Source organism: Allobacillus salarius, from assembly GCF_007559425.1.
Lineage (GTDB): Bacteria > Bacillota > Bacilli > Bacillales > Alkalibacillaceae > Allobacillus > Allobacillus salarius.
Map to the genome: position 1 here is coordinate 1 of NZ_VMHE01000007.1, position 18647 is coordinate 18647.

Below are 18647 nucleotides of genomic sequence, written 5' to 3' on the forward strand. Positions count from 1 at the left end.
TGCTCTCGACGACAAATTGAACTGCACTATACATGAAAAGTGCATCGAGATAGGTTCTCGATGACAAATCGAACTGCCTTATACACGAAAAGTGCATCGAGATGCGTTCTCGATGACAAATTGAACTGCTTAAATGCCAAAAAGGTTGTTGAGACGCAATCAGAGCATCACACAACAACCCTATTCTTTAATTATTTAGATGCTTTTTAACGACCTGACTTAAAATCTCAACTGCCGATACCATTTCTTCTCGACTGACGAAGCTAAATGATAGTCTTAAATAGGATAGTCCTTCTTGTTCATGAACGAAAAAATGCTTTCCTGGCACGTAGGAAACGCCTGCTTGCATCGCCTCAACTAATATTTCCGATGTATTTATTCCCGGAATATTGACCCATACGAAGTATCCACCGGAAGGTTGCTGCCATGTAGCAAGTTCCCCCATATATTTTTCTAAAGATGAGATTAATGTTTTACAATTTTGTTGATAGACTTTTCGAAGCATCTCGAATCGTTTTTTCATGTCTGTTTGAATTAAGTAAGAACCAAGCGTTGCTTCTGCAAATGGATGATCCAAATCTTTTTTAAACCAAGCGAGTGGCTCAATTAGATCACTTCTCGCCGCCACATAGCCTACTCGCAATCCTGGTGCAATCGTTTTAGAAAAAGATCCGAGGTAAAACACACGACTTCCACTATCCATTGCTTTGATTGGTGTTGGTCGCTCATCAAAATACAATTCACCATACGCATCATCTTCAATGATCAAGAAGTTAAATTCGCTTGCAAGCTCCAATAAATGTCTTCTGCGATCAATCGACATCGTCGTTCCTGTCGGGTTATGAAAACTTGGAATCGTATATACGAGTTTTGGCATCGGCAAGTTCTTCTCTTTTCGATTCTTCAATGTCTTTTCAAGTTCTTCCGTTTGCATACCATATTCATCAATAGGGACAGTAATGAAATGATCCGTATAATTCCGAAAAACTTCTAACCCTTCCATGTAGCTTGGAGATTCAACGACAATCCAAGTATCTCGGTCTATAAACGTTCTTGAAATTAAGTCGATGCCTTGTATCGCGCCCGCGGTCACTAATATTTCTTTTTCCAACAGTACAACCCCGCGCTCCACGAGCCGCTCACGAACAAATTTTTTCACTGTATTGACTTTCTTACTGCCTAAATATTGAAAAGGCAGGTCTTTCTCTTCCTCAATTAAATCTTTTACGGCCTCGTTCATCTCATTATAAGGAACAAGACTTTGCGCCGGATAACCTGCGCTGAGTGGGATGCAATATTTAGGGACTGGTGGCATCCACTCACCAGGAGGATCATTCTGAAGTGCAGCTTTCGTATTTTTCGTGAAAAATAGTTCAGGATTCATTATGTATCTACCTTTCCGTTAGGTTTTATAAGATCAACAATGTAAATTTATATTCGGCAATGTTGCTATAGCTGAAGGGGGAGTGGTCCACTAGTTTGAATGAATCTCTATAACTACTTCGAAAATTCATTCCCCCTGAAATATGCGACCTATTCTTTTAAATATGTCCATGCACGACGTCAATTTGCTCCTAAATTGCACAAATATGCGACCTTTCGAACAATTTATACGCCCGTCTCGAAAATATATGGTTCCGAATCTAAATTATATGCCCCCTGTGAGATATTGCCGTCTTACTTTACTCTTCTAAAAATCTTTAATCACAAAAACGAACAGAAAGTATCCAAAAAATCAGATTACCTTCTGTTCTAAAGATAAAGCAGTTACCGTTTACTTTCAATTACAGATTAAAAGAAAAGCACGTGTGCCATTAATGCAGCGATTGGCAACGTAATTACCGTACGTTGAATAAAAATGATGAAAAGTTGAACCAAAGAAACAGGAATTTTAGATTTAATTAGCAAAATCCCGATTTCAGACATGTAAATGAGCTGAGATAAAGACATCACTCCGATCACGAAACGAGTCAATTCAGATTCAATTCCACTTCCGACAACAGCTGGCAAGAACATGTCTGCGAATCCGACGAGCATGGCAGGAGCTGCTGCTTGAGCTTCAGGTATTTGTAATAGCTGAAGGAACGGAACGAACGGATAAGACAAGTAATCAAAGATCGGTGTGAATTCAGCAATCATCAAAGCGATTGTACCAAGTGCCATGACGAGAGGAATTAAAGAGAACCAAATATCAGTCACATTTTGAACGCCACTTTTGACGACACTTTTATAGCTTTTGACTTCCTCAGCCTTTTCAACCGCTTTTTGGAAACCCCATTGAAAAGTAGAGATTCCTTCAGGTACTTCTTCATCAATCTGTTTACCGATGGGACCGTAATACGTATCTTTTTTCCATGAAAGAGGTGGAATTCTTGGGCAAACGATTGCGGCAACAACTCCACAAACAACGACCGTTGCATAAAACTGAACAAATAAGTGATCAATGTTTAAAAACCGTGCGATGACTAAACTAAATGCAATGGAAGCGATTGAAAAGTTTGTTGCTACGACTGCCGCTTCTCTTTTTGTATAATAACCAGACTCATATTGCTGTGTCGTCAACAGTACACCGACGGTTCCACTTCCCATCCACGAAGCAAGCGCATCGATTGATGAACGACCAGGAAGCTTGAACAATGGTGCCATTACTTTACGGACGACCGTCCCGATGAAATCCATCAAACCGAATTGTAATAACAGTGGCATGAATAAACATGCAAACAAAAACCAAACCATCAAAACTGGACCTAAATCAAATAGCACGGTTCCTCCAGTCAATCCCGACCATATAACTTCCGGACCAAGCTCAGTCAGTGTAAGAACTGCAAACACTGCGCCGATGACACGCAAAACTAACCAAATCGGCGATACATCCAATAAAGCTGTCAAAAAAGTACTGTTTTTCGCTGTATTGTTCGGAACAACCTTCATCCAAACAGATGCTAAAGCCGAGATAACGATGACCCCTGTTATAAACATTGGAATATAATCTGCAGTAGCCGCTTGCAATGTATCAGCCATTACACCGAGCCCAATCGTCACCGTCCCGTCAACTGAGAGTGGTACTAAAAACAAAAGCACCCCAATCAATGATGGGATTAGAAATTTCAATGTTTGTTTTACCGAATACCCTTTCTTCACACCGAATTCCTCAACATGTTGAACTTTTTCCATCGTGATCCTCCTTCTTCCCTCTCCGTTTTAACTATGTTGAATAATGTATCATAAAAGTGTATAAATAATCAACTTTATTTTAATTAAAAATTATGCAAGTTAGAAATGATGAATAACTGAGCTTAACTACCGTATTCTTAAAGCAGTTTTCTTTTTACATAGAAGCATAATTATTCAACAAACCTAGAATTCTTCGTAATAGACAACCATAATCAGTCACCAAACAAATAAACTCTTTCTCAACTTTTTGTGTGTCACTGTATTAGATGGGCAGAAAATGTTAGAATAGTAAAAGGATATGGACTATCAATAATAGGAGTGAGTTAAATGAACGAGAATCATTTCAACAGAATGAAAAATGATGATGGATTCGTTGCTGCATTAGACCAAAGTGGTGGTAGTACACCAAAAGCACTTGCTGCTTACGGTATTAAAGAGGATGCATATTCTAACGAAGAGGAAATGTTTGACCTTGTCCACGAACTCCGGACACGCATCGTCACTTCCCCTGCATTTTCTTCGGATAAAATTTTAGGCGCGATTCTTTTCGAACAAACGATGGATCGTAAAGTCGAAGGTAAATACACTGGCGATTACCTTGCAGATAAAGGTATCGTTCCATTTATAAAAATTGATAAAGGGTTAGCCGAAAAAGAAAACGGCGTTCAAATGATGAAGCCGATGCCTGAGTTGGACGAACTATTACGTCGTTCGAATGAGCGTAATATGTTTGGAACGAAAATGCGTTCAGTCATCCACGAACCAAATGAAGAAGGAATTAAAGCGGTTGTCGATCAGCAGTTTGAAGTAGCGAAGCATATTATTAATGCTGGACTCGTTCCAATCGTTGAGCCAGAAGTTGATATTAACAGTTCTGACAAAGAGAAATGCGAAGAGATGTTGAACGAAGAAATTCTAAAACATGTAAACGCACTATCTGAAGACGAAAACATTATGCTTAAACTAACAATCCCAACGAAAGCGAACTTGTATAAAGAATTAATCGAGCACCCTCGTGTCGTTCGTTTTGTTGCTCTTTCTGGTGGTTATTCACGCGAAGAGGCAAACGAAAAACTGAAAGAAAACGATGGCATGATCGCTAGTTTCTCACGTGCACTTGTCAGCGATTTGAATGTTGATCAAACAGATGAAGAGTTTAATAAAACACTTCAAGAAGCTGTTGATTCCATTTATGATGCATCAGTAAACAAAAAATAAGTTAACAGTAAACAAACCTGATCCTTCATTTGAAGGCTCAGGTTTGTTTTTTACTCTATTTAGTTCATTTTCTTTGTGAACTTGTCGACCATTATTGCAATTGCACCGTCACCAGTAACGTTTGCAGCTGTACCGAAACTATCTTGCGCCATATACAATGCAATCATCAATCCTAAAGCGGTTTCGCCAAATCCTAGCATACTACCAAGTAGTCCTAAAGCAGCCATAACCGCTCCACCTGGCACACCCGGTGCAGCAATCATAATGATTCCAAGCATCATAATAAATGGAAGCATTGTAGCGAAGCTTGGTAATGAGAGTCCTTCTGTCAGCATCATAACAGCGACGGAACAAGTAACAATCGTAATTGTACTACCCGCTAAGTGTATTGTTGCACTTAATGGAACTGCTGAATCTGCTACCCCATCAACGACATTGTTTTGCTTCGTTTGTCGTACAGTTACCGGTATCGTCGCCGCACTGGACATTGTTCCTAATCCTGTAAAGTAAGCTGGTAACATCGTTTTTAATGCAAGGAATGGATTTCTTCCTGTAAGCCCTCCCGCAACTATATACAAAATCAATATCCAAATCCAATGGACGATCACTGCCATGATGAGGACGACTCCGAATGTCTGAAGCGTTCTGAATACTGCTCCATCAGCAGCTAACTCGGCAAAAATACTCGCAATGTAAAACGGTAACAGTGGAATGATAATTTTCCAGATTAACCGCTCTACTATTTCTTTACCTTCGTCAAAAAAAGCTCTGATTGTCGGCGTATGTATGCGCGTAATTCCTATACCGAAGACAAATGCCAATACAAGCGCCGTCATGACTCCCATAATCGGATCAATGGTCAGCTCAAAGTATGGCTCAAAGCCAGCAGTCTCTTCAGCATTTCCTCCACCGTCATTAACAAGCATTGGGATGATAATCATTGCAATGAAAAATGCCAGTGTTCCCGCTAGGACTGTTGATGAGTAAGCGATTGCGGAAGTCACGCCAAGCATCTTCCCTGATTCCTTCCCGAAGCTCGCTAGACCACTAATAATGAAGAAAACGATAATTAACGGAATTGTAAATCCTAAAAATTGACCAAAAATCTCTTTGAATGTGACAATGATACGAATTAGAAATTCAGGAGCAACCAAGCCCACAGCAATTCCTAAAACGACTCCAATCAGTAATTTTACGATTAACTTCACTTGAATTCCCCGTTTCCATTTTTGACGTAGTATAGCATTGAAACAAAATCACGACAAGAACAAAAGCGTTTTTTCATCATTTATTTTTGTTTAATATAAGCATTATTGATGGTCTACTATAGTTTCATGTTATGTTTCAGAATATAAAAAAGAAGCCAGGAAATTCATTCCCTAGCTCCTTTACAAACGTTCTATTCCATTATTCTTTAGGTTCTAAGTCTTCAATCGACTCAACATCCATATATGTCGGAACAGCTAATCCTATTTTTGCACCTTCTAGGTTCGCTCCTAAGTCTTCATATTCGCCTTCATATTTTTCATAGAAATCCTTATGTGTTTGTGGCATCCAAGGAGCTAAAGAAGCATCGGCGTCTCCAGCAGATACAGCTTGGAATACGATTTGTGGATCAACTGGTGTCAATGTAACATTAAATCCTTTCGATTCTAATGCTATTTTGACAACTTGAGCAGATGCACGTTCAGAATCCCAAGGTGTCAACGCTAACTCAATATCCTGACCATCAACAGAATCTACACCTTCTGACCAGCTATCGACAGTCTCTTGGTTTTCATCAACCCAATCCTGCGCGGCTTCTTCAAGATCTTTTTCTTGGGCAGCAAGCATGATTGATTCCATATCTTCAACTTCCCAGTAGAAATTATCAAGAATCTCATACGCTTCTGGCATATCTTCTTTTAATCCTTTACGAGCAATCGTAGTGATATACTCTTCACCACCATACACACCTTTTGGATCGTCAATATATTTGATGTCATATTTAGCGAACATATAGTGCGGGTTCCATGCAGCGATAATAATCTCTTCTTCATTATCAAGCGCTTCGCCAAGCTCTGTTAGCATTGCTGCCGTAGAAGATTCTTCATGCGTCCAACCCTCTAGGTTATCGTATTCTTCCAACGCTTTATTCGTAGCTTGGGAAATGCCAGCTCCGGGTTCAATACCCGTGATGGTGTATTCAACTTCTTCACCGACATTCACTTCACCATTCGATTCGCTCTCAGCGCTACTCTCTTCTGAATCATCTCCACCACAAGCAACAAGTGCTAAAGATAATCCAGCTATAATTCCTATCTTTTTCAACTTCATCATGATTAACGTATACTCCCTTTCAAAATTTTAAAATTTAAGTATGTCTTATGTCTTCAAAATCAGGACCAACTGCTCATCTCCACATACCCTTTCATTTTACCGTTTCATAATTTTCTTAACAATTCGCATTTTTGAGGATTATCACACAAATGAGCTTTTAAGTTATCAGATATATATATCATGATGAAATTTTGAAAAATACCTTTTGAATCGTCTAAATTACTACTGAATAATCACTCTGCTTTATTAAGTTAAATTGGTAAATTCAGAAATATAAACAAAATGAAATTAAAACAGCACCTTCCCATGTGGATAGGTGCTGCTTGCATGATAAAAGACAAATGATAATGCAACCGATTATCTATTCAGCTGGTTCAAGTTCCTCAACCGATTCAATATCCATATAAGATGGAACGACTAAACCGACTCTAGCACCTTCCAAATTCGGTCCTAGATCTTCGAATTCACCTTCATAGTTCTTATAAAACTCTCCATGCGTCACTGGCATCCAAGGAACTAATGAAGCATCTGCGTCACCGCTAGCAATAGCTTGGAAGATAATTTGTGGATCGACTTGAGTCATAGATACCTCAAACCCTTTTTGCTCCAAAGCTAACCTTGCGACATGAGCAGAAGAGCGTTCTGAATCCCATGGCGTATACACTAGCTCAATTTCTTGTCCATCAACAGCATCTATACCTTCTAGCCAGCCATCGACAGTGTCTTGATTTTCATTGACCCAGTCCTGTGCAGCGTCTTCGATAGATTTATCCTGTGCAGCCAACATTACAGATCCCATATCTTCTGGTTCCCAATAAATGTTATCTAGTATTTCATACGCTTCAGGCAAATCGTTTTTTAACCCTTTGCGAACGATTGTTGTAATATATTCCTCTCCACCATAAATTTCTTTAGGCTCCTCAATAAATTTAAGGTCATATTTCGCAAATTTGTAGTGCGGAATCCAACCAGTAACAATAATCTCTTCTTCTTTTTCGATCGCATCGTCAAGTGCTATTAGCATAGCTGCCGTAGAGGATTCTTGATGATTCCAACCAGCAAGATTATCATACTCCTCCAACAACTGATTCGTCTGTTGTGTCATTCCTGCACCAGGTTCGATACCAGTGATTGTATATTCCACTTCTTCACTAATATTCACATCGCCATCCGAATCACGTTCTCCATCACTTTCTTCTGAATCGCCTCCACCACAAGCTACTAGCGTTAATGATAGACCAGTTATGATTCCTAACTTTTTCAAGTTCTTCATGATTTACAAAAATCCCCTTTTCAACAATAAATTGATGTATCCAATTACTATTCATAACTTTCGCGGCAAACTTGAACACACACTCTAAGGTAACGGGTAGCAACTTTTTGAAACAATCTCTGTTTCCCTTACTTATCCATCAAATTTTATGTTGACCCTTCAAATAACCAATCTAAACTGATAAATTACAAAATACCGTTGAATTCATCAAGAATGCTACGGACTAACTTTTCGATCAATAAAAGAATACATGAATACTTTCATTAACTTAGTACATATCGGACTTTTTTCAATACAAGTTCGCTTAGTTGCTTATGACCATTTTCATCTAAGTGCATATAATCAATTTCATTCATCACGACTTCTTTGCTCGCGTCCAAGAAAAAGATATTCGTATTCGTCACGAATTCTTTTAAAAAGCCCGGCAACTCACTCGACTTAATGTCGCAATTGTCACCCATTGACTTCCGAACCTCTGTCTTTTTGTAATGTGAGCCAATCATTGGTGGAGCGATTACTAATACTTGAAGCGCTTTATCATAGATCTCCTCATGTGCTTCTTGAGCTTTTTTAGCTAACCTAGTAATACCTTGGGCAATATTGTGAGCCGTCAATCCAAAACGTTCCTTCGTATCATTTGTCCCTAACATGATGATGAGAAGTTCCACTGGTGCATGACTTTTTATGCACGGAACGATATAATCTATACCATTCATTCCTTCAAGTAAAGGGTCGTCCACGACACTCGTTCTTCCTGGTAGCCCTTCTTCAATAACTTGATATTCATCACTTAATTTTTCTTGTAAAAGACCAGTCCATCTAACGTTTTCAGGAAATCTTTTCATTGTTTCTGCGTTTAATCCCCAAGTATTGGAATCTCCAAAACAAACGATCCGTTTTCTCATAAATAACTGTACCACCTTACTTTGGTAATTTTATATGTACCCTGACCGGCTAATGCGCCCAAATCGCAACTATATGAGCCAAATTTACCTGATATTCTCCCTGAATCCAGATTTATGTGACTTAATCGGCAAATTATGTGACCAAATAAAAGAAATATAAGTCTAAAAGCGAATTATATGAGCCAAACACAAATATGCCGTCTGGGTAAAATAAAAATCACTACATCATGCAGTGATTTTTAGGGTCGTGCTTATTTTTATTTCATATATTTCAGTAGTTGATAGACAGCGCCTTGTAAGTTGGCATCATTACCGTTTTGAGCAAGCTTAATCGATAAGGATCTTTCAAAAGAACTCATGATACGATTATTGACACGCTGTTCGAGTTTCCCCAGCAAATAATCTCCTTGTTCTGAAACGCCACCGCCGATAACAATCATAGGTGGGTTAAAGATATGTACCAACGTTTTGATTCCTAAGGCAACGTCATCTACCCAGCGGTTAATGACAGACTCTGCTAGCTTGTCTTCATTTTTTGCTCGCCAAAACAAATTCGGCAAAGAATTATAGTCTTCGATGACACTTCGAGCCCGCTTGCTTAATGCTTTGCTGGAAGCATACCGTTCATAGCAACCCTCATCCCCACACGTGCACGGTTCACCGCCTGGGTAGAGGTTCATATGGCCGAATTCACCGGCAGAATAAGCAGCTCCATCATAGATCTCTCCATTAATAACAATCGCACCGCCAATCCCTGTGCCGAGTGTCATGCAGAGAAATTGATCAACCTGCTTTGCTGCACCTTTCCAATACTCCCCAACAGCTGCACAGTTGACGTCATTATCCACTGTAACAGGCACGCCGAACTCAGATTCTAAGATTTCCTTAATATTTAATCCCGTATAATTCGGAAGCGAATCAGTCGCATAAATGACCGTTCCTTCTTTTCGGTTGATTTGACCGGCCGTACTGACAGCAATACCAGAAAGTTCATGATCAGCTTGCAACGCTCGCACAAGGTCTTTCACTTGGTTAAGGATTGCAGGGCCGCCACCTTTTACGTCTGTTGGTGTTTTTGACTTTGTTAGAACCTTACCATGATTATCCAAGACACCATATTTGATACTTGTTCCGCCTATATCAATTGCTCCTGCTAACACGTTGTCTTCCTCCATTCAATTTTCTATTATTACCTTAAGATGTCGACGAGGAATGTTGAAATTCCAGGAAGAAAGACGAGTAATAACATAACAACGACGATTGGTAAAAGAAACGGCAGGACACCTCGGTACATCGTTCCAACCGGAATATTACCAACCCTTGATACAACGAATAATGCCATTCCCATAGGAGGCGTCAAAATACCGATCATTAAGTTTAGAATCACGAACGCACCGAAGAAAATCGGATCAATTCCGACACTCGTGACGACCGGAATCAATACCGGTACGACAAGGACCAACAAGGCCAATGCGTCGATAAATGTTCCCAATATAATCAATAATAAACTGATCAGTAACAATAAGAAAATAGGTTCTTCTGTTATCCCTAAAAATGCATCAGCTACTTTAATGGCCACTCGCTCTCTTGCTACGAATTGACCAAAGAATTCAATTGCTGCAAGCATCAAGATGACAACACCCGTCATTTTAAACGATTCAACGAAGTTTTCGTATGCCTTCTTCAATGTCAGCTCTTTATAAATAAAGAAACCGAGGAACATCGCATACACTGTACTGACAACAGCAGCTTCTGTCGGCGTGAAAAATCCTGAGAATATACCTACAATAATAATTAACGGTGTAAGCAATGCCCAGAACGCTTCCAAGAAACGCTTCCAGATTATTCTTAAGTTTGCACGTTCAAGAACCTTGTAACCGCGTTTTTTTGCCATAATAAAAGTCGTGATAAACAAAGCGACGGCGATTAATAGACCTGGTACCAAGCCAGCAATGAACATTGAAGCCACCGAAACGTTCGCGATCGCGGCATAAATAATCATGTTCAAGCTTGGTGGAATGATTCCACTTAAAATGGAAGTCGCCGCCGTCAATCCACCATTGAAGTCATCATGGTAACCTGCTTTACGCATTGTGCGAATTTCCAATTGACCTAGACCACCCGCGTCTGCCAATGAGGATCCTGACATTCCGGAGAACATTAAACTTGCCGTAATGTTCACATGTCCGACCCCACCAGGAATATGACCGACTAAAGCTAAAGCGAAATTGAAAATACGATCGGTTATTCCGGACGCGTTCATTAATGTACCCGTCAATATAAAGAATGGGATAGCTAACAATGTAAAATTATTTATTCCATCTATTAATTGAGCACCAGAGGCATAAATCAGGTTCCAGTCACCTAATACAAAATAAGAGAGCGCAGCAATGAGCAACGTAAAACCGACTGGAATTCCGATGAAGAGCAACAGAATCCATATGATAAAAATAATCGCAATCTCCATCTATTCCACCTCCGCTGCTTTACTTTGCCGCCATTCTTTAATCAAACGCTCAACTAAACGAAAGATCATTAAACCAGTTAGAATTGGTAAGGCTGCATACATATATACATATGAAATCTGCAAAGTTACCATTTCTAAATGCTCTTGTCTTTGAACAATTGTAAAACTAATATAAAACACCGTAATCAATGCGGCTAAGATTAATAGTTGATTAAATAAATAAATCCATTTTTGCATTTTAGCTGGTAACTTATTTACGAAAACGTCAATTGCTACGTGACCTTTATCTTTAATACCAGCTACAATGCCTAAATATCCTGCGTAAATAAAAAGAAGTTTACTCAATTCCTCTGACCACACCAGGGGTACACCGACCCCTTGGCGTGATAGAGTTTGAGCAACTAGAACAATTAACATGACTAGAAATAGGGCACTGCCGATTATTTCTTCTAAGTTGTTATAAATTTTCTTTAACATGAATAATCACCTTCACGGTTTATGTTTATTCTGCTGCCCCTTGAATAATCTCCATATATTTCTCTGCGTCTTCACCGATATCTTCATAATAATTAGGGTAAGCTTCAGAAACAGCTTCTCTGAACTCATCTAAGTTCGGTTCAGTAATCGTTACACCTTCTTCTTCAAAGAAGGAAATTAATTCTTCTTCTTGTGTTTGGAATAGTTCTGTATGGTGATCTGTCGCTGCATCAATTCCTTCTTCAAGGATTTTGCGAAGATCTTCCGGAAGCTCTTGATACGTCTTCTCACTTACTACATACGTGTTGTCGTTAACAACGTGGTTCGTCAAAGCAATGTAATCTTGAACTTCATGGAAACTTTGCGCTTCAATTGTCGGAAGTGGGTTTTCCTGACCATCTACCTGACCTGTTTGCAATGCAAGATATACTTCACCGAAAGCCATTGGTGTAGGGTTTGCACCTGTATATTTTGCATAGTCTAGTAGTGTTTGTGCTTCTGGTACACGAAGACTCATACCTTCCATATCTGCTAGCTCTTCAATTGGAGAGTTAGAAGATGTTACACGCGTTCCGTTGTAAGCACTATCAATAACACGTAAACCTTGCTCTTCAACTAACTCAGCACGTAATTCTTCACCGAACTCAGTGTTATATACAACGTTTTTAATGTGATCGAAATCCTGAATTACATAAGGCATAGCCAACAGTTCTGCACGTGGAATCCACTCACCGAAACGTCCCATCTCAGCTAGCGTAATATCCAATGTTCCATCTTGCAATTGACCGAGCATTGACAAGTCATTTCCTAATTGAGCATCCGGGAAAATCGTTACTGTCAAACGGCCATCACTCTCTTTTTCAACATAATCTGCTAAAAATTCAGCAGCTTTGTACTCATTTGCCTGTGTGTTTGGCTGCATTCCGAATTCCAACTCAAATGATTCGCCGGATGCTTCACTGCTCTCACCATTGTCACTGCTTTCGCTACTTTCTTCCCCGTTTCCTTCATCTTCGCTAGCTGATGAGGAATCTTCATCATTACCTCCACAAGCTGCGATGACCAACAATAAAGCTAGACTTAAGAAAAATAATAATCTTTTTTTCATAATTTTTCTTCCTCCCTATTTGGTTCCACTTCATTCATTTTTTGAGAAAACTTCTCCGTGATTACTTGCGGTCGTGTGATCGCACTACCAACGACGACTTTATAAGCACCTAATTCCAATGCTTTTTTCGCTTTCTCTGGTGTATCTATGTTGCCTTCCGCTATAACAGGTACGTTAACCGCTTTCAATGTTTTCTCTAAAACCTCAAGCGGAACATCACCTTCTGTGTACGGCGTGTATCCGACTAATGTCGTAGCCACGATATCAACACCAAGCTTTTCGGCATGCACTGCTTCTTCAACTGTCGAAACATCTGCCATGAACTTTTGGTTTGGAAACTTTTCTTTCACTTCACGAAAGAATTGATCAAAGCTTTTGTTGTGTGGGCGAATTCGATCTGTAGCGTCAAACGCGATGACCTCGACGCCTTCTGTTGCTAACTCTTCCACTTCTTTTAACGTTGCGGTGATTCGAACTTCATTGTCGCCATAATCTCTCTTGATAATCCCGATAATCGGTAGATCAACCTCTTGTTTGATCGCTTGAATGTCTGATACTGAATTGGCACGAATGCCACTCGCTCCACCTTGGTAAGCCGCCAATGCCATTTTGGACATAATCAGCGAGCTGTGAAGCGGTTCTTCTTCTAAAGCTTGACAAGACACAATTAATTTTTTACTCATCAACTTATACTCCCACTAAGATGATTTATTTCCCTGAAGCTAAGATGTCAACGATTTCTGATGCTTGTCGTTTTTCATCATCCGTCAATTCTTTGAAAGGGAACTTCATGAAGCCAGCGTCGACTCCTTGCTCTTTCAATACGTGCTTGAGTGTCTGATAGACGCCGATGCTTTCCATTTTAGCGATTACTTGATTCATTTCTAGCTGTAAGTTTTTCGCTTCTTTAAGCTCTGAATTCTGAAGTGCATCGAACAACGCTTTAGCCTGCTTACCTAGTAAGCTATAAGTACTGCCGATTGCCCCATCTGCTCCAGAAATAATAAATTGAAGCAACATATCATCTGCGCCGCCGTAGAACACTTTATCCGGATACAATTCTTTCAACTTCGTAAGTCTAGAAAGGTTTGTGTCGGAATACTTAACTCCAACGACATTTGGTATAGCCAATAGCTCACCGTAGTCATCGATTGTCATTTGTGTCCCGGTAAGTACAGGAATGGAATAAACGACCATTGGATGATTCGTTTCTTCCGTGATTCTTTCGTAATAAGACTTGATTTCTTCAAAACTGAACTTGTAATAGTAAGGGGTAATCGCTGACAATGCGTCATATCCAAGTTCCTTGGCTTCGTTACCTAATCTGATTGCCTCTTCGATATTTAATGAACCGATTTGTGCAATCAGTGTAACTGCATCTCCAGCTTCTTCTTTGACGATTTTAAGCAGTTCACTTCTCATGGCTTCGTCCATTAAGAAACTTTCGCCAGTAGAACCGCCTATGTATAAGCCGTCGACTCCCATTACGTCAATATTATGTCGAACCACCTCCCGTAAACCTTTGTCGTTAAGGGTTCCATCTTCATTGAATGGTGTAATCAAAGCTGTCATGATCCCTTTCATACTATACCTCCATCCAGCAGCATTTTAAGAATGCGCTTTCATTCTTGATGATTTATGTGTATCATACCAAATATGAAAGCGTTTTGTCAATAAAATTTAGAAAAGTGGAGGTTTACTCCAAAATACACACCATTCAGACAATTTCTAGTATAATATGAACTATATAAGAAATATTTCCGAGTCTGCTAAAATGAAAATAATTGAATAAATTCGACAGAAAAGGAGGATTATCATGTTTGAGAACATTAACCGAACAACCATCGATCTGACTATTTTAATGGAACAACACAAAAACACGTTTACGAAATCCGAACGAAAGCTGTATACATACATTAAAAATAATTTAGATCAAATCGTCTATCAATCGTTGACTGAGTTAGCAAATGCCTGTCACGTCGGCGAAGCAACCGTTTTACGTTTCTGTAGAAAATTGGGCTATAAAGGTTACCAAGGCTTTAAATTAGCTTTAGCAAGAGAAATTTCTATGCGTGACCAGCAGCTTAATGATGAAACGTATATCGATAAAGTAAGAAACAACATGGTCCAAGCAGTTGATGATACGTACAAGCTAGTCGATGACGAACAGCTGCAACGGGCCATTGACAAAATCGACCAAGCAACAAACGTCGTTGTTTTTGGTGTCTCTTCTTCTGGAATCGCTGGATTGGATATGCAAAATCGCCTTATGCGAATCGGAGTTAATATTGAAACGATTACCGATTCACACAACCAAGTACTCCGCGCAAACTCGGTAAATAAAGATACGGTTGTGATTGCGATCAGCTTAACCGGCAGTACGAAGGACATTATTGATGCAGTTGAAACAAGCAAAGATAACGGGGCAACAGTCATTGCAATTACAAACTATACCGAATCACCATTATCCAAATACGCAGACATTGTATTACTCACTTCCGCTAAGGAAAATCCTTTAGATAGCGGATCACTCGTTTCGAAGATCTCGCAACTGTTCGTCATTGATTTATTATGTACGGGAATCACGATGAGAAATTATGAAGACGCCAAAAAGACAAAAGAAAGAATCGCGCAAACCATTTCGAATAAATTGTATTAATTTTCGTTGAGGAGCTGGCAGTTGTCCTTTCTCATCGTTCGGATGGAAAATGATTTCAACACACTAATCGGCTGGACTCTTTTTCATAGTGATGAAAATACCCCCTAGTTAGTCACCTTACTAACTGGGGGGGTATTTATAAGGAAGAAGAGCTCATATATTTTGAAATTAGTCACATAATTTTTTTGCTTGGACTCATTTCCTTACGAATCAGACACATATCGTTTCACAAACGGAGCATATTTCGTAAAAAATGACTCATATTTCCCTTAGTGGGGAGCATATCTGCAACAATTGGACTCCTATTATCATTAAATCAGACCTGTTTCAGTCGTCGTTTACGACGTATCTCCTCGTATGCACCTGAGCCGAGAAATACACCGGCTAAAATTAAAATGAATCCGAGAACTTGAGCAATCCCAATAACTTCATCTAAAAAAAGAACCGCACTAATCAACGCGAAAAATGGATTTAAGTTAAGAAAAATAGCCGTCGCAGCAGGTCCGACTTTTCCAATTGAATCATTGTAAAACATGTGACCTAGCGCTGTTGCAATAACCGCGGAAGCTAAGAAGATTGCCCAGATTCCGATATTTGATTGACCGAGCAAGCTATCTAGACCATTCGGTTCCAAGAATAAACCAATACCAAACAAACCAATCGAACCTATGATTAACATATAGCCTGTTAGCAACCTCGGATCTAACGTCGGTGAAGCCTTAGCAATGATGATAAAACTAATTGCCTGAGCAAGCACCGATAAGAACACATGGATATCTCCAATGGATACCTCACTTAATCCTTCATTTCCAACGATGACTATAAAAGACACACCGATTAATCCTAATAAAAAACCGACAACACGAACCAAAGTCAATCGATCCCCTAAAAAGATAACCGCCATAATCGCTGTCATCAAAGGGACTGTACCTAATATCATTCCACCATTAGAAGCAGTTGTTTCAGTCAATCCAACAGATAAAAAGTATTGGTGTCCAACAACACTGAACAAACTCGCTATAATGACCGTACGCCATTCTCTTTTCGTCAATCGCCGAATCCTTTTCATTAACGCCAAGAAAATAAAAACAAAAACACCCGCAACAAATATTCTTGCAGCTGTCATCGTCACTGGCGTAAAATTCGTTACTAAAATTTTAGTGGCTGTGACGTTGAATCCCCACGCAGCGACAACTAAAAAGATAATTAAATAAATTTTCACCTTGCCCAAATGTCATCCTTCTTTCTATGTATCGTTCAATTATTCATTGATAGTAACACAAGAAAAGATTTCATTAAATAAAGATAGATGACTCATCAACCAATTCGTATTGATCAATCAAAAGCAATTAGGTAGGTATTTGTTAGATATAACAAGTATTCAAGAGATATGGAAATCCTGGGTGTGTTATAGGGCAAATTACCACACATAAACGTGTTTGAGAACAGTTGAGCTTATTGATATGTTTATAGAGGTTTGTGAAAAAAACGTGTCTCTAATCATTGTCATAACAATAGAGACAACAATGAAGGTTGATTTTACTATTAACTTTCATGCTTTCTAATATCCCAATAACAACGATCCTCCACTCAATGCAATATTCCATTTACTACGAATGATGCAAGGGAGATGATCAAGTTGAGTACAAACACCTCTATAACAGATAAGAATCAAACGGAACAGACGAGTGATGACTATTCATTAAACAGGGTACCTCTCAACAAACGAAACATGGGATGGTTGAGTATTACAAACATTACGTTCGGAATTGCTACGGCCATTTTTTATTTTCAAATGGGAAGTGTTATGGCACTGCAATTCGGTGCGATCAACGCTATCATTTCAGCCGTATATGCAATAATCGTCGCAGGAATTCTTGGCACGTTCATCGCCTACTTATCAGCTAAGTCTGGGATGAATGTTAACTTATTGTCACGAGGCGGCGGATTTGGCTATATAGGAGCATCATTAACCTCATTTATTTACGCTACTAATTTCATTATGTATTGTGCGTTAGAAGGTTTAATTTTAGTTTCTGCCGTACATGAATTTTTCCCTGTTATCCCTGAGTGGATATTAATTCTTTTCTTCGGTTCTATTGTCATTCCATTAAATTGGTTCGGAATTAAACAATTGGACAAACTACAAAAATGGTCTTTACCACTATTCTTCGTCTTTTTAATTGCAGCAATCGTCTTAGCTGCCCTTCAAACTTCACAATATGACGGGTACTTTTGGACGTATATGCCAGAGAATGTTCAAGTTGGCGGATCGGCCTTATTACTATGTATTGGGATGCAACATGGAATTATGGGGTTAACCCCGTTACTTGCTTCAGATTATGCTCGTTTTCTCAAACCAAAAGATACGAAGATTGGAATATTTGCAATCGGTTTTATCCCGCAGATTTTTTGTTTTGGGGTAATGGGTGGACTAGGTATTTGGTTCGGGGTTCGATTAGGTGAACCGAATCCAGGCGTTTACATTGTACTTCTGCTCGGTTTTTGGGGAGCATTGTTCACGATGCTTACACAAGTACGAATCAACGTCACGAATATTTATAGTGGCTCGTTGTCACTATCAAGTTTCTTTGAGAACATCTTTCACTTCAAACCAGGACGTCGTTTCTGGGTTGTCGTAACAGGTGTTAGTGCCATTGCATTAATGCTTGGTAAGATTGTCAATCACCTCGATACAGTGATGACCTTCCAAGGTGTTTTCTTATTGGCATGGGCTTCAGTCCTTGTTGCTGATGCGGTTATTGTGAAAAAGATACTAAAAATCGGTCCAGGTTATTATGAAGCAAGGCAAGAGAATTTGCACAAATGGAATCCAGTTGGTGTTGGCGCATTAGTCATCTCTACAACATTAGGTACCATTGCTGCACTTGGATTTATCGGTCCTTTCTTACAAAGCACCGCAGCTTTCTTCGCTTCAGTATTGGCAGCAATTTTAACCGTAGTTATTGCAATTGCCACCAAAGGAAAATATTACATTTCAGAAGAAGCAAACGATATAGAAAAAGAAGAATATATTGCTTAGAAAA

At 39.3% G+C, this 18647-nt stretch carries 16 protein-coding genes; 3 read left to right on the top strand and 13 right to left on the bottom strand.

Annotation, left to right across the window (positions count from 1 at the left end):
- Positions 1-187 precede the first annotated feature (187 nt).
- Positions 188-1384: an aminotransferase-like domain-containing protein gene (locus FPQ13_RS05665; protein ID WP_144088361.1), complete on the bottom strand. Its 1197-nt coding sequence runs from the start codon at positions 1382-1384 to the stop codon at positions 188-190.
- A gap of 407 nt (positions 1385-1791) precedes the next feature.
- Positions 1792-3174 (bottom strand): YjiH family protein, encoded by a 1383-nt coding sequence (locus FPQ13_RS05670; protein WP_144088362.1) that lies wholly within the window; start codon positions 3172-3174, stop codon positions 1792-1794.
- Between the two features lie 327 nt (positions 3175-3501).
- Here FPQ13_RS05670 and FPQ13_RS05675 point away from each other — a divergent pair, with 327 nt between their 5' ends.
- On the top strand, positions 3502-4392 hold the full coding sequence (locus FPQ13_RS05675) for a fructose bisphosphate aldolase (RefSeq protein ID WP_144088363.1): 891 nt from the start codon (positions 3502-3504) through the stop codon (positions 4390-4392).
- A gap of 59 nt (positions 4393-4451) precedes the next feature.
- On the opposite strand, the gene FPQ13_RS05680 is transcribed toward FPQ13_RS05675, so the two are convergent.
- The 10 genes from FPQ13_RS05680 to FPQ13_RS05720 all read right to left on the bottom strand — a co-directional run bounded on the left by FPQ13_RS05680 (position 4452) and on the right by FPQ13_RS05720 (position 14525).
- The gene (locus tag FPQ13_RS05680) at positions 4452-5600 is read right to left on the bottom strand and encodes a dicarboxylate/amino acid:cation symporter (protein WP_144088364.1); all 1149 of its coding nucleotides are present in this window, start codon (positions 5598-5600) and stop codon (positions 4452-4454) included.
- Between the two features lie 199 nt (positions 5601-5799).
- Positions 5800-6711 carry a glycine betaine ABC transporter substrate-binding protein gene (locus tag FPQ13_RS05685; protein WP_144088365.1) on the bottom strand — a complete coding sequence of 304 codons (912 nt, stop codon included), beginning with the start codon at positions 6709-6711 and terminating at the stop codon, positions 5800-5802.
- A 361-nt stretch (positions 6712-7072) separates the two neighbouring features.
- Positions 7073-7984: a glycine betaine ABC transporter substrate-binding protein gene (locus tag FPQ13_RS05690; protein WP_144088366.1), complete on the bottom strand. Its 912-nt coding sequence runs from the start codon at positions 7982-7984 to the stop codon at positions 7073-7075.
- A 263-nt stretch (positions 7985-8247) separates the two neighbouring features.
- Positions 8248-8889 carry a GDSL-type esterase/lipase family protein gene (locus FPQ13_RS05695; RefSeq protein ID WP_144088367.1) on the bottom strand — a complete coding sequence of 214 codons (642 nt, stop codon included), beginning with the start codon at positions 8887-8889 and terminating at the stop codon, positions 8248-8250.
- A gap of 257 nt (positions 8890-9146) precedes the next feature.
- Positions 9147-10049, bottom strand: coding sequence for an ROK family protein (locus tag FPQ13_RS05700; protein WP_186279562.1), 903 nt, complete (start codon positions 10047-10049; stop codon positions 9147-9149).
- Between the two features lie 29 nt (positions 10050-10078).
- Positions 10079-11356: a TRAP transporter large permease gene (locus FPQ13_RS05705; protein ID WP_212370512.1), complete on the bottom strand. Its 1278-nt coding sequence runs from the start codon at positions 11354-11356 to the stop codon at positions 10079-10081.
- Positions 11357-11833 (bottom strand): TRAP transporter small permease, encoded by a 477-nt coding sequence (locus FPQ13_RS13620; protein ID WP_212370515.1) that lies wholly within the window; start codon positions 11831-11833, stop codon positions 11357-11359.
- Positions 11834-11858: 25 nt separating this feature from the next.
- Positions 11859-12941: a sialic acid TRAP transporter substrate-binding protein SiaP gene (locus tag FPQ13_RS05710; protein WP_144088369.1), complete on the bottom strand. Its 1083-nt coding sequence runs from the start codon at positions 12939-12941 to the stop codon at positions 11859-11861.
- Complete coding sequence (locus FPQ13_RS05715) at positions 12938-13624, bottom strand: N-acetylmannosamine-6-phosphate 2-epimerase (RefSeq protein ID WP_144088370.1); 687 nt, start codon at positions 13622-13624, stop codon at positions 12938-12940. Before FPQ13_RS05715 ends, FPQ13_RS05710 begins: the two co-directional genes overlap by 4 nt.
- Before the next feature lie 25 nt (positions 13625-13649).
- Positions 13650-14525 carry an N-acetylneuraminate lyase gene (locus FPQ13_RS05720; RefSeq protein WP_144088371.1) on the bottom strand — a complete coding sequence of 292 codons (876 nt, stop codon included), beginning with the start codon at positions 14523-14525 and terminating at the stop codon, positions 13650-13652.
- Positions 14526-14757: 232 nt separating this feature from the next.
- Between FPQ13_RS05720 and FPQ13_RS05725 the strand changes: the two genes are divergently transcribed.
- Entirely contained in the window at positions 14758-15600 is an 843-nt protein-coding gene (locus tag FPQ13_RS05725) for a MurR/RpiR family transcriptional regulator (RefSeq protein ID WP_144088372.1), read from the top strand.
- Positions 15601-15916: 316 nt separating this feature from the next.
- Here the strand turns inward: FPQ13_RS05725 and FPQ13_RS05730 are convergent, their stop codons facing one another.
- Positions 15917-16822: a DMT family transporter gene (locus FPQ13_RS05730; protein WP_342778579.1), complete on the bottom strand. Its 906-nt coding sequence runs from the start codon at positions 16820-16822 to the stop codon at positions 15917-15919.
- A gap of 417 nt (positions 16823-17239) precedes the next feature.
- Between FPQ13_RS05730 and FPQ13_RS05735 the strand changes: the two genes are divergently transcribed.
- Entirely contained in the window at positions 17240-18643 is a 1404-nt protein-coding gene (locus FPQ13_RS05735) for a purine-cytosine permease family protein (RefSeq protein WP_246065379.1), read from the top strand.
- Positions 18644-18647 lie beyond the last annotated feature (4 nt).